Raw genomic sequence first — 22,441 nt, 5'->3', positions numbered from 1 at the left:
CCAGACCGGATTGGCGGTCGTGATCCAGCATTTCACCGCGCGGTGAATTCTGCCTTGAGTGCTTTTGCAGCCGCGGAGCCCAATCGCTTCCGGATCATCGACGCGTCTGGTGATGCCGACGCGGTCCATGCGCGAATTGTCTTCGCGCTGGCGCATCTTGACATCATGACGTCATGACCCGGTTGCTGGGGCATGATGCAGCAGAAGCAACGCTTTTGCGGGCTTTTCAGGCGCACCGCCTGCACCATGGCTGGCTGCTGGCTGGGCCGGAAGGCATTGGCAAACGCAGCTTTGCGCGCGAGGCTGCAGCCCATTTGCTGACGCGTGCGCCAGATTTTGCAGCTGCGCATTTCGATCCTGACGAGACCGGAGTCGCTGGTCGGTTGCTGGCCAACGACCTGCACCCCGATTGCCATTATCTGACGCTGGAGCCGCGCGATGACAAGGAAGCGCGCAAGGCCGAAAAGGGCGAACCTTTTGATCTGGCACGCAACATCAAGGTCGATCAAATCCGCAGCCTACACCGGCGGCTGACGGTTCGACCAAGCATGGCGGAACGTCGGGTGATCATCATTGACTCAGCCGATATGCTAGAGCGCAACGCGGCCAATGCTTTACTCAAGAACCTTGAGGAACCCCCTGAGAACACGATATTTCTGTTGCTGGCGCATAATCCGGGCAGGTTGCTGCCTACCATTCGATCCCGCTGTCTCGTTCTGCATTTTATGGCGCTCGACGATGCGGCGATGACGGCTGCGCTCAAGTCTGCGCAGCCTGCCCTTGATACCGCCGAGATCACAGCGCTGGTAAGGCTGGGGCAGGGTGCTCCCGGCCAGGCACTGCGCTTTGCCGGACTCGATATGGCGAAGATCGACCAAATCCTGATGTCGATTGCCCGCAGTGGCGACCATGACCATCAACTCAGGCTCAGGCTTGGTGCTTTGGTCAATGGTAAGGCCAACCGTGACCGTTTTCGCGCACTGTTGCATTATGCGCCGCGCTTTGCCGCGACTGTGATCCGCACTCTGCGCGATGATCGGATCCCGCTGGCCATCGCGGCGTGCGAAGAGATGGATCAGCTGGCCGCACGCGCGATCATCCTTAATCTGGATGCGCAGGCGGTTGCCTTTCAAATTGGCGGCTTGCTGGCAAGGCTGGCCCCGCCTAGGTAGGCGGCTGACTTAAACAGACGGCAGAACCACCGCCATGGGCGCACCTTATTACATCACGACCGCGATCAGCTACCCCAACGGACGGCCGCACATTGGCCATGCGTATGAGGCGATCGCCGCCGATGCGATCGCGCGTTTTCAGCGACTGAGCGGGCGTGATGTCCGCTTTCAGACCGGGACCGATGTGCACGGGCTGAAGATGTTGCAAAAGGCGCGCGAGACTGGCACTGATCCACGCGCGCTTGCAGATGAAATGTCTCAGTATTTCATGGATATGTGCAACAGACTTGATGTAAGTTATGATCGTTTTATCCAGACATCGGAAGGCGCACATCACCGCGCCAGCCAGGCACTTTGGCAGGCGATGGCTGCCAAAGGCGATCTGTATCTTGATCGTTACGAAGGCTGGTATTCGGTGCGCGACGAGGCCTTTTATAGCGAGGATGAGCTGGTCGAAGGCGAGGGGGGCAAGCTCTCGCCGCAAGGTACGCCGGTTGAATGGACGGCGGAAGAAACCTGGTTTTTTCGCCTGTCGAAATATCAGCAGCCGCTGCTCGATCACTACCGCGACCAGCCCAATTTCCTGCAGCCTGACAGCCGCCGCAACGAGCTCATGCGCTTTGTCGAGGGCGGGCTCAACGACCTGTCGGTGTCGCGCACCAGTTTCGACTGGGGCGTCAAGGTCCCCGGTAGCGACGGGCACGTGATGTACGTGTGGGTCGATGCGCTGACCAACTATCTCACTGGCCTTGGCTATCCTGATGACACCGATCTGATGCGCAGCCACTGGCCAGCAGACCTGCACCTGATCGGCAAGGACATCATGCGTTTTCATGGCGTTTATTGGCCGGCCTTCCTGATGAGCGCCGGGTTGGCCTTGCCCAAGCAGGTGTTCGGCCATGGCTTTCTGCTCAACAAGGGCGAGAAGATGTCGAAGTCGGTCGGCAATGTCGTTGATCCGTTCGCGCTGGCCGATGCCTTTGGCGTGGATCAGCTGCGCTATTTTCTGATGCGCGAGGTCAGCTTCGGGCAGGATGGCAGCTATTCGCCCGAGGCGATTGCCTTGCGGTGCAATGCCGATCTTGCCAACAACATCGGTAATCTGGCGCAGCGCAGCCTCTCCATCGTCGCCAAAAACTGTGACGGCAAGGTGCCCGTGCCCGGTGAGCTAACTGACGTCGACGCGGTCTTGCTCAACGTGGTCCAGGTGCAGATCTTCAATGCAATGAAGTCCGAGATGGATCACTTGCGTATCCACGCGGCGCTGGAACGCATTTTTGAGGCTGCTTCGCTGACCAACCAGTATTTTGCTGAGCAAGCACCCTGGGCCATGCGCAAAACCGACCCCGAACGTGCCGACACGATTCTGTTCGTGACGCTGGAGGCGCTGCGCAACCTTGGCATCATGCTGCGATGGATCATGCCATCAAGCTCCAACAAACTGCTGGATTTGCTGGATGTCGCCGCTGATGCGCGCGATTTTGCGGCGATCGGTGAGCCATTGGTCGCGGGCAATCCATTACCGCCGCCGCAGCCCATTTTCCCCCGCATTGATGTTCCTGTAGGCGAAGCTGCCTGATGCTGGTCGATTCGCACTGCCACCTCAATTACAAGGGCATGGCCGAACAGCAGTTGGACCTGCTTGCCCGGGCCCGCGCGTCTGGCGTAACGGCGATGCTCAACATCTCTACCCGCGCCAGTGAATGGGACGCTGTCACCGCAACCGCACACCGCGAGAATGATGTGTGGGCAAGCATCGGCATCCATCCGCACGAAGCTGATGACCATGCCGATATTGATACCGAACGGCTGATCGCGCGTGCCGAAGCCGATGACCGGGTGATCGGAATTGGCGAAACGGGGCTGGATTTCTACTACGACCATTCGGACCGCGACCAGCAGCGGCGCAGCTTCATCGCCCATATCGCAGCATCGCGCGCCACCGGTCTGCCGCTGATCGTCCACACCCGCGATGCTGAAGACGATACTGCTGTCATATTAGCTGACGAGATGGGGAAGGGGGCCTTCCCTGCGCTTATTCATTGCTTCACCGCGAGCGCAGATTTCGCCGCCAAAATGCTGGACCTAGGGCTTTTTATCTCTGTTTCTGGCATCGTGACATTCAAGAATGCGCGCGATCTACAGGCTGTCGCGCGCGGTCTTCCTGCTGATCGCATACTTGTGGAAACCGATGCACCGTTTCTGGCACCAGTGCCGCATCGCGGCAAGCAGGGCGAACCTGCCTTTGTTGCCGACACCGCAAGATTTATGGCAGATCTGCGCAGTGAGTCGTTCGAACACCTGTGCGATATAACCAGCGCAAACTTTTATCGCCTGTTCAGCCGGGCGACCCCATGAAGGCAATCCTGCTCGGTTCCGGCACCTCGGGCGGCGTGCCCAGGATCGGCAATGACTGGGGGCGCTGTGACCCGAACAACTCTCGGAACCGTCGTTCACGCGTGTCGCTGGCGGTTGTGAACGATGACAAGACGATCCTGGTTGACACTTCGCCCGATATGCGTTGCCAGATGCTCGACAATGACATCTCCAGCATCGATGCTGTGGTGTGGACCCACGATCATGCGGATCACAGCCATGGCATCGATGATTTACGACAACTCTATCTCAACCGCCGTGCGCCGTTACTTGGCTATGGTCGAGATTATACCATTCAAAGTCTTAGACACCGGTTTTCATATGTGTTCGCTGGTGAGGGCGGATATCCCGCGACAGTTGTTCCCCATCTGCTCACCGATGACGTTAAGCTCGGCGGGATGCGCATGCGCTGGGTTGATCAGCCTCACGGTCCGGTCCTTTCGACAGGTTTGCGGTTTGAGACGAGCGACGCGTCAATTGTCTATGCGACCGATTTTAGCGCTGTGACCGACGCCATGGTCGCGCTTTATCAGGGGTGCGATGTGCTGATTGTCGATTGTCTGCGTGAGGCGCCGCACCCGACTCATGCGCATCTCGATATGGCGCTGGCGCTGGCACAAACCTGCGGTGCGCGCCACACTATCCTGACGCACATGGACAAGAGCCTCGATTATGCGACGCTTGCCGCGCAATTGCCCGAAGGGGTTGAGCCGGGCTATGATGGGCTGACGATCAACCTGTGAGTTTGCGACGATGACCGAAGGCCAGACCGTGAGCCTGATCTACAGCCTGTTGCTTCTGGTGCTCGTTGGCAGTGCCCTGATCTCACGCACCTTGCCGATCGGCCAGACACTGAAGATGGCGATGGGCTGGGTCGGTATTTTCGCGCTGCTGTTCCTGCTGGTGAGTTTTCGTCCCGAGATGAAGATGATTTGGTCACGGGTCACCGGTGAGCTTGGCATTGACAGCGGGCCGCAAATCGTTGGGGCACCCATGAACCTTCGCAAAAACAGCGATGGTCATTTCTGGGTCGATGCTTCGGTCAATGGCCAGTCAGTGCGTTTCATGGTCGACAGCGGCGCCACCTTTACTGCGTTGTCGGCGGCATCGGCCCAACGTGCCAATGTAGCGCGTGACGATTTCAGCATGAAAATGATGATCAACACCGCCAACGGAACGATCGCCGCTGACCGGGGGACGGTCGCCGACATGCGCGTTGGCAGCCTGCAGATGTCTGATCATGCGGTGGTGATCGCCGATGCGTTTGGCGACACCAATGTGCTGGGCATGAACTTTCTGTCCGAACTGCAAGGCTGGCGGGTTGAGGGGGATACTATGATTTTGACGCCACACGATCCTGCATCATGACCGATAAAATTTAACATAATATATATTATCGCACTTATGGAGATTTAGATTGACGCGTGAGACCAAGCCAGGATCAACCTCTCCCCCCGATCATCTGTTACAGCGCAGCGAGCCCCTCGACCGATTGGTCGCAATTATGACGCGTCTGCGTGACAAGACCAGTGGTTGCCCGTGGGATCTCGAACAGACGTTCGCAACCATCGCGCCTTACACCATCGAGGAAGCCTATGAGGTCGCTGATGCGATCGCCCGCGATGACATGGCGGCGCTCAAGGATGAACTGGGCGATCTTTTGCTGCAGGTCGTGTTCCACAGCCAGATGGCCGAGGAATTGGGTCTGTTCTCTATCAATGACGTCATAGCGTCAATCAGCGACAAGATGCTCCGCCGTCATCCGCACATTTTTGCCCAGACGGAACAGAAGGACTGGGACTGGGAGGCGATCAAGGCAAGCGAACGCAGCGATCAGGGTTCGACCAGCGCCATGGATGGCGTTGCGCTTGCCCTGCCCGCATTGCTGCGCGCCGAAAAGCTGCAAAAGCGTGCGGCGCGCACCGGCTTTGACTGGGATGACGATCAGGGAGCAGTTGACAAGCTGGTCGAGGAGGCGGCGGAACTGAGTACGGCTACCAGCGCAGTGGAAAGGCTTGACGAGGCTGGCGACCTGCTGTTCGCTGCTGTGAATGTCGTACGTCGGCTCGGCATCTCGGCCGAGGAAGCGCTGCGTGCAGGCAACGCCAAGTTCGAGAGGCGGTTTCGCGGCATGGAAGACATCGCCGGCGAAGGCTTTGCCGAACTGTCGCTCGATGACAAGGAAGCGTTGTGGCAGCGCGTCAAAGAGGCGCAGGCCTTATAAGGCGCAGAATCGTCCCCAGTCCTTGTCCGACAGTCTTACCGAGACATAGGACTGGTCATCAAGCTCGCGCTGATCCAGCACTTCGCCGTGCGCGTGGAGCCAAGCCAGCCGCTGGCCATCGCCCTGCGGCAGCTGCACCTGATAGATGCGGTGGCCTATTACCAGCGCAGCCGACACGGCGGCGAGCAGTTCCTTGACCCCCTCCCCGGTCAGGGCCGACACTGGACAAATCGTCAGCCCATCACCGCGCGTGTGGAGCGCAGCGGTCCGCGCGTCATCATCAAGATTGTCCCATTTGTTCCAGGCTTCGATCACCGGGACTGACAGCCCCTGCTCGGCGCCATTAGGGTCGATATTCAACCCCAGATCAGCCAGAATCGCCTCTACCGACTCGGCTTGTACCCGCGTTTCTGGATGCGAGATATCGCGCACATGGATGATCACGTCTGCCAACAAGACCTCTTCGAGCGTAGCGCGAAACGCAGCGACGAGTTCGGTCGGCAAATCAGAAACAAAGCCCACTGTGTCCGACAGGATCGCTTTGTCAACGCCATCCAAACGGATCGCGCGCATCGTGGGATCGAGCGTTGCGAACAGCAGGTCTTCGGCCAGCACCTCGGCGTGAGTCAGACGGTTGAAGAGGGTCGATTTGCCCGCGTTGGTGTAGCCAACGAGAGCAATCACCGGCCAGGGCGCTTTCTGTCGGCGCTCACGATGTAAACCACGCGTGCGTTTCACCTGCTCAAGCTCGCGGCGTAACTTCGCCATACGGTCGCGGATCATGCGTCTGTCGGCCTCGATCTGGGTTTCGCCCGGACCGCCAAGAAAGCCGAAGCCGCCGCGTTGCCGCTCAAGGTGGGTCCAGCTGCGCACCAGCCGCCCGGCTTGATAGTCAAGATGCGCGAGCTCTACCTGCAGTCGCCCTTCGGCGGTTGCCGCGCGTTCGCCGAAAATTTCGAGAATCAACCCGGTGCGGTCAATCACCTTGACCTTGAGACGCTCTTCAAGATTGCGCTGCTGGATGGCTGACAGGCTGCCATCGACGATCAGCAACTGTGCGTCCTCGTCTTCCAGACTGGCCGCTATGGTCTCCACCTGCCCGCCACCAAACAGCGTTGCCGGTCGCGCGGTGCGGATGCGGAATGCATGGGTGGCACGCACGCTGATGCCGATGGCCAGCGCAAGACCGCTCGCCTCGGCAAGTCTGGCCTCGGTATCAGCCGCATTGCGTCGCACCATATCGGGATATGCAATGACGGCAGGCGCGCCCCGCGCAAATTCAAGGGTGTCGGACTGGTTCAAACGTCAGCGATGCCGCAAGGCTGTGCAATAGGGCTCATTCAGCAGCTTCTTCATCCGCCCAGTCGCCGGTGAGATCAATCGGCCCGTTTGGCTGCACGGTCGATACTGCGTGCTTATAGGCCAGTTGGGCCATGCCCTCGCGCTCCAGCAACATGCAGAACAAATCGTACGCTGCGACCTTGCCCTGCAGCATCACGCCGTTGATCAGAAACATCGTCACCGGCACGCCGGTTTCCTGCACCGTGCGCAGGAACACTTCCTGCAACCCCCGGTTTTTTGGGCTTCTTGCTCCCATCAGGTCGGCAAAAGGTGCCAGGTCAATCGGCTGGGCAGGCATGACCGTTGAAATCGCATGTTTGTAGACGAGCTGCGACTGGCCATCACGCCGCAGCATGACGGAAAAATTGTCGAACCAGGTAACGATACCCTGGAGTTTGACTCCTTTGACCAAAAACATGGTGACGGGAATTTTTGATTTTCTCAAGGAGTTGAGGAAGACATCCTGAATGTTCTGAGCCTTTTCGGTCATTTTGACCCCCGGTCTTGGTGATGGCGTTGCACCACATTGTTAAAGCTGCGCAACGAGACACAAGCCATGCTGCGTTTGCGAAAGAATCCGTTCAACTCCATAGCGTGCGGCTGGTTCGTCGCCAATGGCTACAATCGACTTTTTGTTTCAGCGATCATGCAAGCCCAGCAATTTAAGTTTACGATGCAGCGCAGAACGCTCCATGCCGATGAATTCGGCAGTCTTGGAAATGTTACCTGAAAAGCGCCTGATCTGGATTTTGAGGTACTCGCGTTCAAAGCTCTCGCGTGCTTCGCGCAGCGGCACGCCCATCAGACTTGAAATACCCGCGGCACGGCCACTGTCGCCCTGAATGAGTTCTGGCGGTAACATGTCCACCTCGATTGTAGCCAACCGACCACGCGGTGCCAGAATGATGGTCCGTTCGATGACGTTGCGTAGCTGGCGCACATTGCCCGGCCAGTTGTAGCTTTGCAGTGCAGCCATCGCTTCACTGCTGGTTTCTGGCGGCTTGATGCCGTGTTCACGGGCGAAACGGGCGACATAATGCTCCACCAGCGCCGGGATGTCATCGCGCCGGTCGGTCAGCGCGGGGATTTCGACAGGAACGACGTTCAGCCGGTAGAACAGATCCTGGCGGAAGCGGCCTTCCTCGATTTCGTATTCAAGGTTGCGCGATGTGGCCGATACGAACCGCACATCGACCTTGATCGGACGCGTTGCTCCGACCCGCGTGAAGGTCTGATCGGTCAGTACGCGCAGGATTTTCGCCTGTGTCGATTCGGGCATGTCAGCGACCTCGTCGAGGAACAACGTGCCGCCGTGCGCGCGTTCAAGCAGCCCCGGCGTGGCAAGCTGTCCCTGGTCTTCCTCACCAAACAGTTCCTGTTCAAACCGGTCCGGCATCATGCGCGCTGAATTAACCGAAACGAAAGGACCATTGGCCCTGCCACTCCAGCTGTGCAGCAGTCGTGCCGCGACTTCCTTCCCGACCCCAGCCGGTCCCGTAATCAGCAGGCGGCTGCCGCTGTTGGCCACCCGTTTCAATGTAGCCCTCACCGCGTTGATGGTGCTCGAGTTGCCGGTCAGTTCATCGGAAATGCCGAATTTTTCGCGCAGTTGGGCATTCTCGCGCCGCAAACGGTCGGTCTCTGTACCGCGCGCAACCATATGGATCAGTCGTTCGGCCTCGAACGGCTTTTCGATAAAGTCCACCGCGCCGCGCGAAATTGCCGAAACGGCGGTGTCGATGTTGCCGTGACCGGAAAAGATGATGACGGGCAAGTCGGCATCATGCGCCTTGATTTCGTCGAGTAGTTCCAGCCCGTCCAGCTTGCTGCCCTTCAGCCAGACGTCAAGCAGCACCAGCGATGGCCGCCGCTCCTGAATCGCTGCCAGTGCCTCATCGCTGCCTGCTGCTGTGCGACAGAAATAGCCCTCGTCTTCAAGCACCCCTGAGACGAGCTCGCGAATATCGCGTTCATCATCCACGATCAAAATTTCCAAAGGCATGTCTTATTCGCTTCCTTTGTCACATGATGTGATATCGACGACCATTGTCGCGCCATTGCTTAACTGTTCGCCCCGGTCGCGCAATGTTACCACTTTTTCGGTCCCTGTTCGGAAGTCCGATGGGTGCAAAGCATCGCTGTCTTCCTGCGCGCTGTGGCGCAATAGCTGGGTGTTGAAGCGCACGGTCACGGTGGTGCCACCCTGATCGTTGGTTTCAAAGCCAAGCTCGCCGAAATGCTCCTCGACAATCTTCTTGACGATGGCGAGACCCAGGCCGGTGCCCTTTTCCCGGGTTGTCATATACGGTTCAACAATCCGATCGCGGTCGGCGGGCAGGCCGATGCCGTTGTCCTCAAGCGTCAGGACAAGGCCGTCATGATCGCGCGTGACGGTGGCGCTGATCCTGCCTTCGGTGTCAGTGTCTGCGGTATGCCGCACTTCAACCGCCTCGACCGCGTTCTTCAAAATGTTGGTCACCGCCTGGCCGATCTGCCGCCTGTCGCAATGCAGATCACTTCCGTCGTGCTCACCATTGGCCAGGAAGCTGATTTTCGGGTGAGCAACCTCCTGCAGGAACACCGCCTGACGGACGAGATCGAAGAAGTTTTCTTCCCGGAATACAGGCTTGGGCATCCGGGCGAATGAAGAGAATTCATCGACCATGTTACGCAGGTCACCGACCTGGCGGACGATGGTGTCGGTCAGCTGGCCAAAAATGCTGTCATCGGGGCTGAGCTTACTGGCATAGCGCCGCTTGAGACGTTCGGCGGCAAGCTGAATCGGGGTCAGCGGGTTCTTGATCTCATGCGCGATTCGCCTCGCAACGTCGGACCACGCCGCCTGGCGCTGATCGACGAGCTGCTGGGTAATGTCCTCGAAGGTTATGACCATGCCATAAGGTTCGCGCACCGCGCGCACGGCGAGGGTCAGCAATTCACTGCCCCGCGCATACTGGATGACCGCCTTCTCGGTACCATCACCCACCAGCCTGGCGAACTGCGGCGCGATGCTCGACAATGGTCGTCCAAGGCATTGCGCTGCATCGGTCTGCAACAACTGCTGAGCGGTGCTGTTCATCAGTCGCACCATGCCCATCGGATCGACCGAGATGACCCCGGCGCTGACCGATTCGAGGACCGCCTCGATAAACGCCCTGCGATCGTCGAGCTGGCTGTTGGCACGGATCAGCGCCGAAGTCTGCTCGGCGAGTCGGCTCGCCATGCGGTTGAATGCACGGCCGAGCACGCCGACCTCATCGCCGCGCCCACTGGTGACGACGCGCGTTGCAAAATTACCGGCGCTGATGGCGCGTGCGGCCCCGGCCATGTCGGTGAGCGGGCGCACCATGCGGTCCGCGAATTTGAGTGCGGCCCACAGCGCGACCGCGACCAGCAGCAACGACAGCACGAACAGCGCGATGTTGAAGCGGATTTGCAGATTCTGCGACCTTGCAAACAGTGCCTTGTAGTCTGAAAGCACGGTTTGCGCGCGCTCCCATTGGCTGAGCGCCAGCTGGTTGGACGCACGCGCGACATAAAGGTAGACGCGCGCCTGCCGGTCGAGCGCAGTGACCACTTCGATGCGGTCGGCTTCGGCCGAAATCACCGCAACCTCGCCCGCTTCGAGTTGACGAACGATCTCGGGGGTCACCCGATCAGCCGAGGCGCGGTTGTCGGGATCGACAATGGCTGCGGTGCGGATCACGTTGTCCTGGCCGATTTCCACAATCGCGGATTCGTTCATCTTTCGCCCGACGACCTGAAAGATATAGGCTTCAGCGAACTCGGGACTGTCGATCTGGGCCTGCTGCAGATATTCGCGCAGATCGCTGGCCATCGCCACTGACTCCGCAGAGACGTCGCGCCTACCCTCTTCATAATAGCCACGCGCCAGATCATTGGCGTTTTCCAGCATCGCGCGTGCGCGATCAGAAAACCAGAATTCGACCCCATATTGAAACAGCAGCGATGTCATGACCACCACCAGCAGCATCGGGATTGACGCAATCAGCGAGAATAGCGCGACAAACCGGACATGGAGGCTGCCGCTGCCCTGTTCACCGCTGGCATTGGCACGCCGAATAGCCACCCGACGTCCAATCAACGCCAGCAGCGCCATCGCGGGCACGAGATTGGCGACCAGCAAGGCCGCAGTAACCGGTGCCGGGAGCATCGCCTGTTGCGCCTGAACGGTGCTCACCAGCCACCACGAGAAGCTCATCGTGGACAGCAACAGGATGACGCAGCCGATCTCGACAAACGGAAACACAGTGCCCCTGCGCACCATCAGCGCAAAACGGCGCGCCAATCGGCTTCTTTTGAAGGCTGGCAATGCTGGGGACACGGACATCGTTGTTCGTTTACAACAGGTGCGTTGCGCGAATACAAGAGTTTTCGCTTATTTGTGGCATCGCTGCCGCAAACGCCGCCCGGTTTAACTCAATGCTGAGGTCTCGATGCCATATTCGACCAGCTTCTTGCGCAAAGTGTTGCGATTGATGCCCAGCATCGCCGACGCCTTGACCTGATTGCCATCGCACTGGCGCAGGATCGCTTGCAGCAAGGGCACCTCAAAGGCCGCCAGCGCGCGGTCATAAACCGTCCCGTTTTCGGGCCGCTCGGTCAGCAGAAAGCGGGTTACTGCCTGTTCGAAATCGCTGTCTTCGCGCCGCGCGCTGCTGCCCAGCGCATTGTCATCAAAAATGCCCTGCAGCGCCGCACCATCGACAATGTCGTCGCGGCTGAGGATCACGGCGCGGAACACCAGATTGCGCAGTTCACGCACGTTGCCGCGCCAGCTCTGGCGTTGCAGCACCGCGATGGCGCTGTTGTCAAAGTGCCGGCGCGGCAGCCCCTCCTGCACAGCGAGCAGCAGGAAATGATCGACCAGCGCCGGAATGTCGCTCAGCCGCTCGCGCAGCGGCGGCAGGTCGATGGGGACGACATTGATCCGGTAATAAAGGTCTTCGCGGAACATGCCCGATTCGATCAGCGGGCCAAACGGCTTGTTGGTGGCGGCAACAAACCGCACGTCCAGATCGATCTCGCGCAGGCCCCCTACCCTGCTGATCCGTCCGGTCTGCAAGGTGCGCAGCAGCCGGGTCTGCGCCTGCAACGGCATATCGCCGATTTCGTCGAGGAACAGCGTGCCGCCATGCGCCTGCTCAAACTTGCCGATGGACTGAGACACCGCGCCGGTAAACGCGCCCTTCTCATGCCCGAAAAGCTCAGATTCGATCAGTTCCGCCGGGATCGCCGCCATGTTGACCGCGACGAACGGCCCCTGCTTACGATGGCCAAGCTGATGGATCGCCTCTGCGACCAGCTCTTTGCCCGTGCCCGATTCGCCCAGAATCAGCACCGAAAGGTCATTGCGCAATACGCGCGTGATCATCCGGTAGACGGTCTGCATCGGCGCGCTGCGTCCGACGAGCGGCAAACCGCTCTCAGCAGGGTCTGCATCAGCCAAGCCGCCGGTATCGCCGCTGCGCGCCATTGCCTGCAGCACAGCGCGGATCAGTTCATCGAGGTCGAACGGCTTGGGGAAATATTCATACGCGCCAGCGTCGCTCGCACGCACAGCGGTATCCAGCGTATTCTGCGCCGACAGCACGATGATCGGCACATCGGGATGCCGGGCGAGCACGCTGTCCAGTGTCGTGATCCCGTCGCCGTCTTCCAGCATGACATCGGTCAGGATGGCCGCGTAGCGATTGGTGGCAAGCAGGCTGTCGCGCCGCGCAATCGATGTGCAATGATCGACCGTACACCCTTCAGCCTCAAGCGCGGCAACGATCACCTGGCTGATCGCGCGGTCATCTTCCACCAGCAGGATCGATTTGCCCATGTGCCCTTATCCCTGTTGCGATGCCAGCGGCAGGAACAGCCGGAAGCTGGTGATGCCCAGCGCTGTGTCGCGCTCATGGATGATCCGCCCGTTCATGTCGCGCACCAGCTTTTGCACCAGCGCAAGACCAAGCCCCTGTCCTGATTTCTTGGTGGTGACGAAGGGCGAGAATATATCCTCGGCGATGTCTGCATCAATCCCCGGGCCGTTGTCGCTGATCCGGATCTCAACCGGCAGCCGGATGAACCGGTCTTCGCGCGACAGCCTGACACGCACGCCGCTGACAAATCGCGTTGAAATAGTGATGCAAGGGTTGGCAACACCCTCAAGTGCTTCACAGGCGTTGGTCATCAGGTTGAGCAGCACCTGCACGAGATTGTCTGGGTCAGCGAGCACCAGCGGGATCGACGGATCGAATGCTTCGACGATCCGCACCTTGCCTGGATGCGCGGTCTCGACGATGTCGCACACCCGCGCGATCGCCTCAAAAATGTTGCAGGGCTGTGCGGGCACAGCGGTGCGCCGGGTGAGATATTGCATGTTGTCGATCAGCGATGCAATGCGATCGACCTCGGCGCTGATCAGGCCGGTGAGGCGCTTGCCGGGGCCATCGACCTGCCGCTCGATCAGCTGCGCCGCGCCCTTGATTGCGGCGAGCGGGTTCTTGATCTCATGCGCCAGCACATCGGGGCCGCGCACTGCAAAGCCCTCTGCGCCCTGGTCGCTCTCAAACAGCGTCGAGCCAGCTCCAACCTCAGAAAACACCAGCATTTGCCAGCCTTCGCTCTGGCCGACGGGGCTGAGCGAAATATCGACCTTCTGTGACGAATTGCGGCCAATCCGCACCATCATGCGGTGCGCGGCAAGATTGGCATCGGGCTGGGTGAGCGCGTGACCAATGCGCGCGTCATCGAACTGCAGGAATTCCTGCAGCGGACGCCCGATCAGCCGCCGCGCGCTTTGTTCAAGCAGGTTTTCGGCCGCCGCATTGGCCGCCGCTATGCTATGGTCAGCGCGCAGCAACAGCACCGCCATCGGCAGGCTCTGCAATTGCGCTGCGGCATCGGGAATCGGTTCAGCCGGTAGCGGCATCAGGCGGCGGCGCGACGCAACCATGGCTCGTAAAAGTCCCGCACCATCGACAACACGGTTTTCGCATCGTCGATCTGGTTGGCGCGGTTGCGGAACTCGGCTGATCCCGGCAGGCCCTTGGTGTACCAGCCCAGATGCTTGCGCGCCATGCGGACACCGACGTGCTCGTCGTAATGGTCAAGTATCGCGTGATAATGCTCTACGATCAGGCGATATTGCTCGTCCAGGTCGGGATCGGGCAACACCTCGCCGGTCTGCAGCGCATGCATCACCTGCCCCAGCAACCACGGCTTGCCATAGGCGCCGCGTCCGATCATCACGCCGTCTGCGCCGCTTTGCGCCAATGCAGTGCGTGCATCGTCAATGCTGCAGATATCACCGTTCACGATCACCGGGATGCGCACCGCCGCCTTGACGCGCGCGACAAACGCCCAGTCGGCGGAGCCCTTGTACATCTGGTTGCGGGTGCGTCCGTGCACCGTGATCATCTTTGCCCCAAGGTCTTCGGCGATGCGGGCAAGCTCGGGCGCGTTCAGGCTGTCGTGGCACCAGCCCATCCGCATCTTGACTGTCACCGGCACCTTGACCGCCTTGACCGTCGCCTCGATCAGCGATGCGGCAAGCGGCAAATCACGCATCAGAGCCGAACCCGCATCGCCGTTCACGACCTTCTTGACCGGGCAGCCCATGTTGATGTCGATGATCGCCGCACCGCGATCTTCGTTGAGCTTTGCCGCCTCGCCCATTTCCTTGGGCGTGCATCCTGCCAGCTGAAGCGATACGGGTTCCTCGACCGGATGCCATGCCGCCTTTTGCAGCGACTGGCGGGTTTCGCGGATCATCGCCTGGCTGGCGATCATTTCGGTCACGTTCAGGCCCGACCCATAGCGGCGGACCAACGTGCGGAACGGCATATCGGTGACGCCGGTCATCGGCGCCAGAATGACGGGCTGGGCGATTTCAAGCGCGCCGACCTTGATCGGCTGCAACAGGGGGACGACTGACATATTCACGAACTGCCTAAAATTTAGGCAGTCGCATAATCGCAAAGCGGCTGGCGGGCAAGCAGGACTTGGTTTATGCGCCTGCCCCGATGGTGTCATCCCCGCCCAATCCTGCTGGCAAAGAGCTGCGCAATGCAGCGCTCATCGTCGCTGCCGGCAAAGGATTACGCGCAGGCGGCGATGTGCCCAAGCAGTTCGCACTTTACGAAGGGCTGCCCTTGCTGCGCCATAGCGTGCAGGCGTTTGCCGATTGGGGCAAGGCTGACTGCATTGTCGTCGTGGTGGCGGCAGACCAGCATGATCTGGCGCGCGAAGCCTTGCGCGGCTTCGATGCCGTGCGGCTGGTGACCGGCGGAGAGGCCCGGCGGGACTCGGTCAGGCTGGGGCTACAGGCGCTTGCCGATCCGGGCAGCGCTGACCGGGTGTATATCCATGATGCGGCGCGCCCCGGCCTTAATGCCGCCGTGCTTGACCGGCTGGCGCGCGCGCTCGACAGCCACGCAGGAGCAGTGCCCGCGCTGCCGGTGGTCGACAGCATCGCGCGCGGTCATGATGGCGTGTTGCGCGAGCCGGTGGACCGTGGTGGATTGTGGCGCGTGCAAACCCCGCAGGCATTCAAATTGCCGTCCATCCTTTCGGCGCATCTGGCGTGGCCGGATACAACCGAAGCGACCGACGACGCCTGTATCGCGCAAGCCGCCGGGCTGGACGTTGCCTTTGTGATGGGCGACGAGCGCTTGAAGAAAATTACCTTTGCTGAGGATTTCACGATGGTTGTTGCCCCGCCTGCAAGAATGCCGCGCACCGGCATGGGCTATGATGTCCATCGGCTGGTGGCGGGCAAGGAGCTGTGGCTGGGCGGTATCCTCATTCCGCACGACAAGGGGCTCGCAGGGCATAGCGATGCCGATGTTGCGCTGCATGCGCTGACCGACGCGCTGCTCGGAGCAATGGCATTGGGCGATATCGGCGAGCATTTTCCCCCGTCTGATCCACAGTGGCGTGGTGCAGATTCAGCTCAGTTTCTGGCGCATGCGGCGCAACTCGTCCGCGTCGCAGGTGCAACGATTGCCAATGTCGATCTGACGATCATTTGCGAAGCGCCAAAGATCAGCCCATATAAACACGACATTCAGGCGCGGGTCGCCACGATCCTCGATATTCAGACCAATCAGGTGGCCATCAAGGCGACCACGACTGAACGGCTTGGCTTTGCCGGACGCGGCGAAGGCATTGCCGCACAAGCCATCGCCACCGTCATCACCGGCGGCTGACACAAGGAACCAGACGATGTCGAACCTGTCCGCAATCTGCCGTTTGGCGGCCATGTCAGCACTCATCGCCACCGCTAGCCTGCCAGTCGCAGCGGCGGCGCAGTCAAGCAGGTGCCTGAACCCGGACGAAGCGCAGGCTATGGCCGTCGCTGCGCTACCCGATGCTCTGAGCAGCGCACGCAAGATGTGTGCAGGCCAGTTGCCAGCCGGATCAGCGCTACAAAATGCTTCGGCCCGCATCACGCAGATTTACAAGCCCGCAGCCGACAGGGCCTGGCCCGAGGCCAGCCGCGCCTTTCTGGCGAGCGCCGACATCAGCATGCCGCCCAGCGCTGATCCCGCCTTTGTTAGGCCTTTCTTACGCTCCGTCGTCACCAGTCTGGTTGAACAGCAGATCAAACCGACTGATTGCGGCGCGATTGACGACTTTTATGCGGCGCTGGAGCCATTGCCCCCCGCCAATGTCGGCAAGCTGTTGGTCGCGCTGATCAAGCTCGACGACACCGCCAAAAAACCTGCCAACGCCCCGAGCAGCCCGTTCAAGATCTGCAAGGATGCGGCACGGTGAACAACCTGCTGCCCCCTGCGCTGATTGATCTTGCGATGCGTGTGGTTGAAGAAAATAAGGCGGCGGGCCGGACGATTGCGCTCGCGGAAAGCTGCACCGGCGGGTTGGTGGCCGCCGCGATCACCGAAATTGCGGGCAGTTCAGCGGTGCTGGACCGAGGTTTCGTCACCTATTCCAACGAGGCAAAGATCGAATCCCTAGGGGTCAGCGCAGAGCTGATCGATACCTTTGGCGCAGTGTCCATCGCTGTGGCCTGGTCAATGGCGCGCGGGGCGCTCAAACATTCGGATGCCGATGTCGCCGTTGCCGTGACTGGCATCGCCGGCCCCGACGGCGGCTCGCCCGAAAAGCCGGTCGGAACCGTTGTCTTCGCGCTTGCCCGGCGCAATCAGAGCGAAAACGACATCAGCGCTGAACAGAAAAACTTTGATGCGACGCTCTCGCGCGCCGACATCCGTCAGTGTGCGGCGATGTCGGCGCTTGAACTGCTGCTACCGTAAAGCGCCTCGGCCCGGGTTTCGAACGCGCTCACCATCTTGCGGAACGCGCGATCGAAATACTGGCCAGCAATTGATTCAAACAGACGGTTCTTGAAGCTGAACGCGACATAAAAATCAACGTGGCAGCCGCCCTGGCCATCGCTTGAAAACTGCCAGATGTTTTCAAGATTCTTGAGTGGACCATCGAGATATTCAACCTCAATGCGCTGCTTTGCCTGTTTGCGCACGCGCGAGGTGAACTTCTCGCGCAACTGCTTGAAGCCCACCACCATGTCGGCAACCATTTCGGTGTCGCTGTCAGTCTGCACCCGCGTGGCGATCACCCAGGGCAAGAACTCTCCGTAGCGCGCGACATCTGCAACCAGGTCATACATCTGTTCGGGGCGATAGGGCATATCGCGGGTTTCGCGGTGCGAGGGCATGGCAGGATCAGCGAGCTGCAGCGCGCGCCAGCTTGGCAGCCCGCGCAGCGCGCATCTCGGCAAAATCCTCACCCGCATGATAGCTGGACCGGGTCAGTGGACTGGACGCGACCTGCAAAAAGCCCTTGGCGCGGGCGATGGCAGCGTAAGCATCGAACGCCTTGGGCGTCACGAAATCGATCACCTTGGTGTGGCGCGGCGTGGGCTGCAAATATTGGCCCATGGTCAGGAAATCGACATCGGCAGAGCGCATGTCGTCCATCACCTGGTGCACCTCAAGCCGTTCTTCACCCAGCCCCATCATGATGCCGGACTTTGTGAAGATTGTCGGGTCCAGCCGCTTCACCAACTCGAGCAGGCGCAGCGACGCGTAATATCGCGCTCCGGGGCGGATCGTTGGATAAAGCCGGGGCACAGTTTCCAGATTGTGATTATACACATCGGGACGCGCCGCCACGATCGCTTCCACCGCCGCCTCGTGCTTGTTTCGGAAATCAGGCGTGAGGATCTCGATCGTGGTATGCGGGGTGGTCTGACGCAGCGCGTTGATCACCTTGACAAACTGGCTGGCGCCGCCATCGGCAAGGTCATCGCGGTCGACCGAAGTAATGACGATGTGCTGCAGGCCCATCTGCGCGGCAGCGTCGGCAACATGCTGCGGCTCCTTCAGGTCAACCGCGCGCGGCATGCCGGTCTTGACGTTGCAGAAGGCGCAGGCGCGGGTGCACACATCGCCAAGGATCATCACCGTTGCGTGTTTCTTGGTCCAGCATTCACCGATGTTCGGGCACGCCGCTTCTTCGCACACCGTATTCAGGTTCAGATCGCGCATCAGTTTGCGGGTTTCGTTATACCCCTTGCTGGTCGGCGCGCGCACGCGGATCCAGTCGGGCTTGCGGACGCGCGCGGGGCGTACATCGGGGCTTTCAATCGGTGAAATCTCGTTCATGGTCCAGCGCTTTAGCGCAGCCCCGGCGTCACTTCCACCGGTAAAAGTGATTGGCGGTTGACGACGCGAACCGTCTGATAGAGGCAAGTGTAATGCACTCCATTCACCCCAGTCTGTTGCTATGACGATTGCGATTCCGGATGATCTGGAGGCGATCCTCGCTGATATCTTGCGGCGGCTCGGGCGGGCTGCGCAAGATCGCAAGGCGGCGATGCATGCCCCCGTGGTCGGCACCATCGCGGCCGATGGCAGCCCTGCCCTGCGCGTCATGGTGCTGCGCGCCTTCGATCCTGCAGCTGCCCGGCTACGGTTCCATAGCGATGCCCGCGCCGCCAAGGTTGCGCAGATCGGTGATGCAGCGCCGATATCGGTGCTGTGTTATGATCCGGGCGCAAAGCTTCAGTTCAGGCTGACCGGCACGGCGCGGATCGAGTATGACAGCCCGGTGGCCGACCAGGCGTGGCAGAATGCGACGCTGTTTGCCCGCCGCTGCTATCTGGCTGACCCTGCACCGGGCAGTCTTAGCGATGCGCCCGTGTCGGGTCTCACCGCTGACATCGCGGGCCGTGTGCCGGATGATGAGGATGAAGTTGCCCCGGGCCGCGTCAATTTTGCGTTGCTGCTGGCAGACATCAACCGGATCGAATGGCTTTTCCTGGCGCACACTGGCCACCGCCGCGCTCTGTTTGAGCGGTACGCTGACGGACGCTGGTATGGCCAGTGGATGGTGCCTTAAGTCATTGATTTGCACCCCCGTAACCGCCATGGTCGCGCGATGCCAACCAACGATCCTTCGCTCAATGTCGCCCTGCTGATCGATGCGGACAACGCCAGCCCATCGGGCATCGATCCGGTGCTGACGGTGCTCGCCGAGCTTGGTACCGTCAACATCCGCCGCGCCTATGCCAACTGGCGCAAGCCCGCGCTCAAGGGATGGGCAGATATTGTCCATCGATTCGGCATCGAACCGCAACAGCAGTTCGATCTTACCAAGGGCAAGAACGCCACCGACATGAAGATGACCATTGATGCGATGGACCTGCTGTTTCGCGGGCGCGTCCAAGGCTTTGGCATCATGAGTTCGGACAGCGATTTCATGCCACTGGCGCAACGCATCCGGCAGGACGGCCTGCCTGTCTATGGCTTTGGCAGTGATCGCACGCCCGAGGCATTCAAGCAGGCCTGCACGCGGTTCATCGATGTCGGTGCGCTCATCAAGGTGCAGGGGGCTGAGAAAAAGGCCGAGAGCGCTGCTGCAGCCAAAACGCCAGCCAAAGCAGACCCGAAACCCGCTGCGGGCGGCGCGAGCATCGATGAGGATGTGATCCGGCTGTTGATCGATGCTTATCAGGCGAGCAAGCGCGACGAGCGGGGTTTCGCGTCACTCAGTGAGGTCGGAAAGCTGGCCGGCAACCGGTCAAGCTTCGATGTGCGCAATCATGGCTTTGCCAGGCTGCTCGACATGTTCGAAGCCTCGCCGCAGTTTGTCACCGAACGCCGCGACAGTGGCGGGTTGTTCGTCAAAAGGCTGCGCTGACCAAAAAACGGACCCTGCTCAGTCAGCTTGTCGCGGCATATGGGCTGAGAGGCATCGCTGTCGACTGACGCTGCACGCGCTAAGTCCTGAGAAGATGATAGGAACTGGGTATGGACGCCAACCAAATTGCCATTGCAAAAACGTGTTTGTTAGCCGCGTACGATGGAAGCCTGGCTTTTCCCGAGATCATCAGCAGACTGCTTGATGCCGGCTTTGAAGGTTATTCGGTCGATTATCGTCGCCAAAGCCAGACGTATTATCTTCCGAACGGTGAGAACATTGACCTTGCCCTGGCCCAGCCAGCCAAACCGGTCGCAGAGCGTTTCGACAGCGCCGAGATTGAATTGCTGGTCCGCTGGGCGCAATCCGGCGATACCGGATACACTTATCAGAAGTTTTGCGACCGCGTCACTGCTGCTGGTTGTGCGGGCTATCTTGTCTCATTTCCCGGCCGCCGTGTGGCCTATTTCGGTCGCACCGCCGAAACCCACATCGAACTGTTCCCGCAATAATTCTCGGCCTGCCCTCAAAGGCTAGCCGACAGGGTCATTCCCACTCGATCGTCCCCGGCGGCTTGGACGTATAGTCATAGACAACGCGGTTGATCCCCTTGACCTCATTGATGATCCGCGTCGCAACGCGGCTGAGGAATGCGGCATCGAAAGGATAGATGTCCGCCGTCATGCCATCGGTGGAAGTCACCGCGCGCAAGGCGCAGACATTGTCGTAGGTGCGCCCGTCACCCATCACCCCAACAGTCTTGACCGGAAGCAGCACCGCGAACGCCTGCCAGATCGCATCGTACAGGCCAGCATTGCGGATTTCGTCAAGATAGACCGCATCGGCCTTGCGCAGGATATCGCAGCGTTCGCGGGTCACCTCGCCGGGGATGCGGATGGCAAGGCCGGGACCAGGGAACGGGTGACGACCGACGAACACGTCCGGCAAGCCAAGCTCGCGGCCCAATGCGCGGACCTCATCCTTGAACAGTTCGCGCAATGGCTCGACCAGCTTCATGTCCATGCGCTCGGGAAGACCGCCGACATTGTGGTGGCTCTTGATCGTCACCGAAGGACCGCCGGTAAATGACACGCTTTCGATGACATCGGGATACAGCGTGCCTTGTGCGAGAAATTCCGCCCCGCCGATCTTGCGCGCTTCGGATTCGAACACCTCGATAAAGGTCTTGCCAATGAATTTGCGTTTGGCCTCAGGATCGGTGACGCCCGCCAGCCCTCCCAGAAACAGCGCCTCGGCCTGCACATGGACGAGGGGAATGTTGTAATGACCCCTGAACAGGCTGACCACCTGATCGGCCTCGGCGCTGCGCATCAGGCCGTGATCGACGAACACGCAGGTCAGCTGCTCGCCAATCGCCTCGTGGATCAGCACGGCGGCAACCGCACTGTCGACCCCACCGGAGAGGCCGCAGATGACCCGCGCACTGCCCACCTGTGCGCGGATTTCGGCGATCTTGGCGGCCTTGAACTCTGCCATCGACCAATCGCCGCGACAACCGCAGACATGGCGGACAAAGTTGGCGATCAGCTTGCCGCCATCGGGGGTGTGGACGACCTCGGGGTGGAACTGCATCGCGTAAAAGCGCCGTTCGTCATCGGCAATCACGGCAAAGGGCGCGCCGGGCGATGAGGCGACGCTGCGGAAACCAGGGGCTAGCTCGGTGACCTTGTCGCCATGGCTCATCCAGACCTGATGCGCCTCGCCCTCTTTCCACAGCCCGTCAAACAGCCGGCAGCGGTCGGTGATTTCAATGAAGGCGCGGCCAAATTCGCCGCCCTTGTCGCCGCCGCCTTCCACGCTCCCGCCAAGCTGTTCAGTCAACACCTGCTGGCCATAGCATATGCCAAGGATTGGCAACTCTGATTGCAATATGACATCGGGCGTGCGCGGGCTGCCCGCTTCGGGCACCGATGCAGGGCTGCCTGACAGGATGACGCCGCTTGGCTTCATGCGCTCGAATGCGGCTTCAGCAGCATTAAATGGCGCGATTTCGCTATACACCCCAGCCTCGCGCACCCGCCGCGCGATCAGCTGGGTCACCTGGCTGCCAAAATCGACAATAAGAATGGATTCGTCGTGCGCGATGGTCATGAATGTGCGGATAGTTTGAGCG

At 60.3% G+C, this 22,441-nt stretch carries 22 protein-coding genes; 12 read left to right on the top strand and 10 right to left on the bottom strand.

The features are described 5' to 3' along the window. Window positions 1–173: 173 nt before the first annotated feature. From ACEW8G_RS03775 to mazG, 6 genes are all read left to right on the top strand, one after another. Window positions 174–1,172: an AAA family ATPase gene (locus ACEW8G_RS03775; protein WP_373487112.1), complete on the top strand. Its 999-nt coding sequence runs from the start codon at window positions 174–176 to the stop codon at window positions 1,170–1,172. A gap of 34 nt (window positions 1,173–1,206) precedes the next feature. Continuing rightward, window positions 1,207–2,751, top strand: coding sequence for a methionine--tRNA ligase (gene metG, locus ACEW8G_RS03770; RefSeq protein ID WP_373487111.1), 1,545 nt, complete (start codon window positions 1,207–1,209; stop codon window positions 2,749–2,751). Continuing rightward, on the top strand, window positions 2,751–3,530 hold the full coding sequence (locus tag ACEW8G_RS03765) for a TatD family hydrolase (RefSeq protein WP_373487110.1): 780 nt from the start codon (window positions 2,751–2,753) through the stop codon (window positions 3,528–3,530). The genes metG and ACEW8G_RS03765 overlap by 1 nt, the downstream gene beginning before the upstream one ends. After that, window positions 3,527–4,291, top strand: coding sequence for an MBL fold metallo-hydrolase (locus ACEW8G_RS03760; RefSeq protein ID WP_373487109.1), 765 nt, complete (start codon window positions 3,527–3,529; stop codon window positions 4,289–4,291). The genes ACEW8G_RS03765 and ACEW8G_RS03760 overlap by 4 nt, the downstream gene beginning before the upstream one ends. Window positions 4,292–4,301: 10 nt before the next feature. Continuing rightward, window positions 4,302–4,916, top strand: a complete 615-nt coding sequence (locus ACEW8G_RS03755; RefSeq protein WP_373487108.1) for a TIGR02281 family clan AA aspartic protease — start codon at window positions 4,302–4,304, stop codon at window positions 4,914–4,916. Window positions 4,917–5,010: 94 nt separating this feature from the next. After that, on the top strand, window positions 5,011–5,772 hold the full coding sequence (gene mazG, locus ACEW8G_RS03750; RefSeq protein WP_373487114.1) for a nucleoside triphosphate pyrophosphohydrolase: 762 nt from the start codon (window positions 5,011–5,013) through the stop codon (window positions 5,770–5,772). Here the strand turns inward: mazG and hflX are convergent. The 7 genes from hflX to dusB form a co-directional block, all read right to left on the bottom strand. Next, window positions 5,767–7,011 (bottom strand): GTPase HflX, encoded by a 1,245-nt coding sequence (hflX, locus tag ACEW8G_RS03745; RefSeq protein ID WP_373487107.1) that lies wholly within the window; start codon window positions 7,009–7,011, stop codon window positions 5,767–5,769. The two genes, mazG and hflX, sit on opposite strands and share 6 nt — an antisense overlap. Window positions 7,012–7,108: 97 nt before the next feature. Continuing rightward, window positions 7,109–7,603 (bottom strand): RNA chaperone Hfq, encoded by a 495-nt coding sequence (gene hfq, locus ACEW8G_RS03740; protein WP_373487106.1) that lies wholly within the window; start codon window positions 7,601–7,603, stop codon window positions 7,109–7,111. A gap of 147 nt (window positions 7,604–7,750) precedes the next feature. Further along, window positions 7,751–9,115, bottom strand: coding sequence for a sigma-54-dependent transcriptional regulator (locus ACEW8G_RS03735; protein ID WP_373487105.1), 1,365 nt, complete (start codon window positions 9,113–9,115; stop codon window positions 7,751–7,753). Window positions 9,116–9,118: 3 nt separating this feature from the next. Then, a complete protein-coding gene (locus ACEW8G_RS03730) occupies window positions 9,119–11,422 on the bottom strand; it encodes an ATP-binding protein (protein WP_373487104.1) in 2,304 nt (767 codons plus the stop codon). A gap of 126 nt (window positions 11,423–11,548) precedes the next feature. Beyond that, window positions 11,549–12,961, bottom strand: coding sequence for a sigma-54-dependent transcriptional regulator (locus ACEW8G_RS03725; protein ID WP_373487103.1), 1,413 nt, complete (start codon window positions 12,959–12,961; stop codon window positions 11,549–11,551). Window positions 12,962–12,967: 6 nt separating this feature from the next. Then, a complete protein-coding gene (locus tag ACEW8G_RS03720; protein ID WP_373487102.1) occupies window positions 12,968–14,077 on the bottom strand; it encodes a nitrogen regulation protein NR(II) in 1,110 nt (369 codons plus the stop codon). Next, complete coding sequence (gene dusB / locus ACEW8G_RS03715) at window positions 14,053–15,060, bottom strand: tRNA dihydrouridine synthase DusB (RefSeq protein WP_373487101.1); 1,008 nt, start codon at window positions 15,058–15,060, stop codon at window positions 14,053–14,055. Before dusB ends, ACEW8G_RS03720 begins: the two co-directional genes overlap by 25 nt. Before the next feature lie 86 nt (window positions 15,061–15,146). Between dusB and ACEW8G_RS03710 the strand changes: the two genes are divergently transcribed. Genes ACEW8G_RS03710 through ACEW8G_RS03700 form a run of 3 tightly spaced genes read left to right on the top strand, consistent with a single transcriptional unit; the run spans window position 15,147 to window position 17,399 of the window. Beyond that, on the top strand, window positions 15,147–16,331 hold the full coding sequence (locus tag ACEW8G_RS03710) for a bifunctional 2-C-methyl-D-erythritol 4-phosphate cytidylyltransferase/2-C-methyl-D-erythritol 2,4-cyclodiphosphate synthase (protein ID WP_373487100.1): 1,185 nt from the start codon (window positions 15,147–15,149) through the stop codon (window positions 16,329–16,331). Between the two features lie 16 nt (window positions 16,332–16,347). Beyond that, window positions 16,348–16,899 carry a hypothetical protein gene (locus ACEW8G_RS03705; protein ID WP_373487099.1) on the top strand — a complete coding sequence of 184 codons (552 nt, stop codon included), beginning with the start codon at window positions 16,348–16,350 and terminating at the stop codon, window positions 16,897–16,899. Then, a complete protein-coding gene (locus ACEW8G_RS03700; protein ID WP_373487098.1) occupies window positions 16,896–17,399 on the top strand; it encodes a CinA family protein in 504 nt (167 codons plus the stop codon). Before ACEW8G_RS03705 ends, ACEW8G_RS03700 begins: the two co-directional genes overlap by 4 nt. Here the strand turns inward: ACEW8G_RS03700 and ACEW8G_RS03695 are convergent. Further along, window positions 17,357–17,821, bottom strand: coding sequence for a type II toxin-antitoxin system RatA family toxin (locus ACEW8G_RS03695; RefSeq protein WP_373487097.1), 465 nt, complete (start codon window positions 17,819–17,821; stop codon window positions 17,357–17,359). The two genes, ACEW8G_RS03700 and ACEW8G_RS03695, sit on opposite strands and share 43 nt — an antisense overlap. Window positions 17,822–17,828: 7 nt before the next feature. Next, window positions 17,829–18,770, bottom strand: coding sequence for a lipoyl synthase (gene lipA, locus ACEW8G_RS03690; RefSeq protein ID WP_373487096.1), 942 nt, complete (start codon window positions 18,768–18,770; stop codon window positions 17,829–17,831). Between the two features lie 121 nt (window positions 18,771–18,891). On the opposite strand from lipA, the gene ACEW8G_RS03685 reads away from it, so the two are divergent. From ACEW8G_RS03685 to ACEW8G_RS03675, 3 genes are all read left to right on the top strand, one after another. Further along, window positions 18,892–19,506: a pyridoxamine 5'-phosphate oxidase family protein gene (locus tag ACEW8G_RS03685; RefSeq protein WP_373487095.1), complete on the top strand. Its 615-nt coding sequence runs from the start codon at window positions 18,892–18,894 to the stop codon at window positions 19,504–19,506. Between the two features lie 39 nt (window positions 19,507–19,545). Beyond that, complete coding sequence (locus ACEW8G_RS03680; RefSeq protein WP_373487094.1) at window positions 19,546–20,307, top strand: NYN domain-containing protein; 762 nt, start codon at window positions 19,546–19,548, stop codon at window positions 20,305–20,307. Between the two features lie 110 nt (window positions 20,308–20,417). Further along, entirely contained in the window at window positions 20,418–20,819 is a 402-nt protein-coding gene (locus ACEW8G_RS03675) for a DUF1398 domain-containing protein (RefSeq protein ID WP_373487093.1), read from the top strand. A gap of 34 nt (window positions 20,820–20,853) precedes the next feature. Here ACEW8G_RS03675 and guaA read toward each other — a convergent pair whose 3' ends face one another. After that, window positions 20,854–22,419, bottom strand: coding sequence for a glutamine-hydrolyzing GMP synthase (gene guaA, locus ACEW8G_RS03670; RefSeq protein WP_373487113.1), 1,566 nt, complete (start codon window positions 22,417–22,419; stop codon window positions 20,854–20,856). Window positions 22,420–22,441 lie beyond the last annotated feature (22 nt).

The sequence above is a fragment of the Blastomonas sp. genome (genome assembly GCF_041747255.1).
In the GTDB taxonomy this organism is placed as follows: domain Bacteria; phylum Pseudomonadota; class Alphaproteobacteria; order Sphingomonadales; family Sphingomonadaceae; genus Blastomonas.
Note: the sequence above shows the minus strand (reverse complement) of the source record. Positions and strands in the feature narration are given on the sequence as shown.

What these genes read in the sequence shown, in the direction of transcription:
- ACEW8G_RS03755 (WP_373487108.1), top strand. Translation starts at nt 4,302, where the DNA reads ATGACCGAAGGCCAGACCGTGAGCCTGATCTACAGCCTGTTGCTTCTG.
- ACEW8G_RS03775 (WP_373487112.1), top strand. Translation starts at nt 174, where the DNA reads ATGACCCGGTTGCTGGGGCATGATGCAGCAGAAGCAACGCTTTTGCGG.
- hflX (WP_373487107.1), bottom strand. Translation starts at nt 7,011, where the DNA reads ATGGTGCGACGCAATGCGGCTGATACCGAGGCCAGACTTGCCGAGGCG.
- lipA (WP_373487096.1), bottom strand. Translation starts at nt 18,770, where the DNA reads ATGAACGAGATTTCACCGATTGAAAGCCCCGATGTACGCCCCGCGCGC.
- ACEW8G_RS03675 (WP_373487093.1), top strand. Translation starts at nt 20,418, where the DNA reads ATGGACGCCAACCAAATTGCCATTGCAAAAACGTGTTTGTTAGCCGCG.
- ACEW8G_RS03710 (WP_373487100.1), top strand. Translation starts at nt 15,147, where the DNA reads ATGGTGTCATCCCCGCCCAATCCTGCTGGCAAAGAGCTGCGCAATGCA.
- ACEW8G_RS03765 (WP_373487110.1), top strand. Translation starts at nt 2,751, where the DNA reads ATGCTGGTCGATTCGCACTGCCACCTCAATTACAAGGGCATGGCCGAA.
- guaA (WP_373487113.1), bottom strand. Translation starts at nt 22,419, where the DNA reads ATGACCATCGCGCACGACGAATCCATTCTTATTGTCGATTTTGGCAGC.
- ACEW8G_RS03695 (WP_373487097.1), bottom strand. Translation starts at nt 17,821, where the DNA reads ATGCCCTCGCACCGCGAAACCCGCGATATGCCCTATCGCCCCGAACAG.
- dusB (WP_373487101.1), bottom strand. Translation starts at nt 15,060, where the DNA reads ATGTCAGTCGTCCCCCTGTTGCAGCCGATCAAGGTCGGCGCGCTTGAA.
- ACEW8G_RS03705 (WP_373487099.1), top strand. Translation starts at nt 16,348, where the DNA reads ATGTCGAACCTGTCCGCAATCTGCCGTTTGGCGGCCATGTCAGCACTC.
- ACEW8G_RS03760 (WP_373487109.1), top strand. Translation starts at nt 3,527, where the DNA reads ATGAAGGCAATCCTGCTCGGTTCCGGCACCTCGGGCGGCGTGCCCAGG.
- ACEW8G_RS03680 (WP_373487094.1), top strand. Translation starts at nt 19,546, where the DNA reads ATGCCAACCAACGATCCTTCGCTCAATGTCGCCCTGCTGATCGATGCG.
- ACEW8G_RS03720 (WP_373487102.1), bottom strand. Translation starts at nt 14,077, where the DNA reads ATGGTTGCGTCGCGCCGCCGCCTGATGCCGCTACCGGCTGAACCGATT.
- metG (WP_373487111.1), top strand. Translation starts at nt 1,207, where the DNA reads ATGGGCGCACCTTATTACATCACGACCGCGATCAGCTACCCCAACGGA.
- ACEW8G_RS03685 (WP_373487095.1), top strand. Translation starts at nt 18,892, where the DNA reads ATGACGATTGCGATTCCGGATGATCTGGAGGCGATCCTCGCTGATATC.
- ACEW8G_RS03735 (WP_373487105.1), bottom strand. Translation starts at nt 9,115, where the DNA reads ATGCCTTTGGAAATTTTGATCGTGGATGATGAACGCGATATTCGCGAG.
- hfq (WP_373487106.1), bottom strand. Translation starts at nt 7,603, where the DNA reads ATGACCGAAAAGGCTCAGAACATTCAGGATGTCTTCCTCAACTCCTTG.
- ACEW8G_RS03725 (WP_373487103.1), bottom strand. Translation starts at nt 12,961, where the DNA reads ATGGGCAAATCGATCCTGCTGGTGGAAGATGACCGCGCGATCAGCCAG.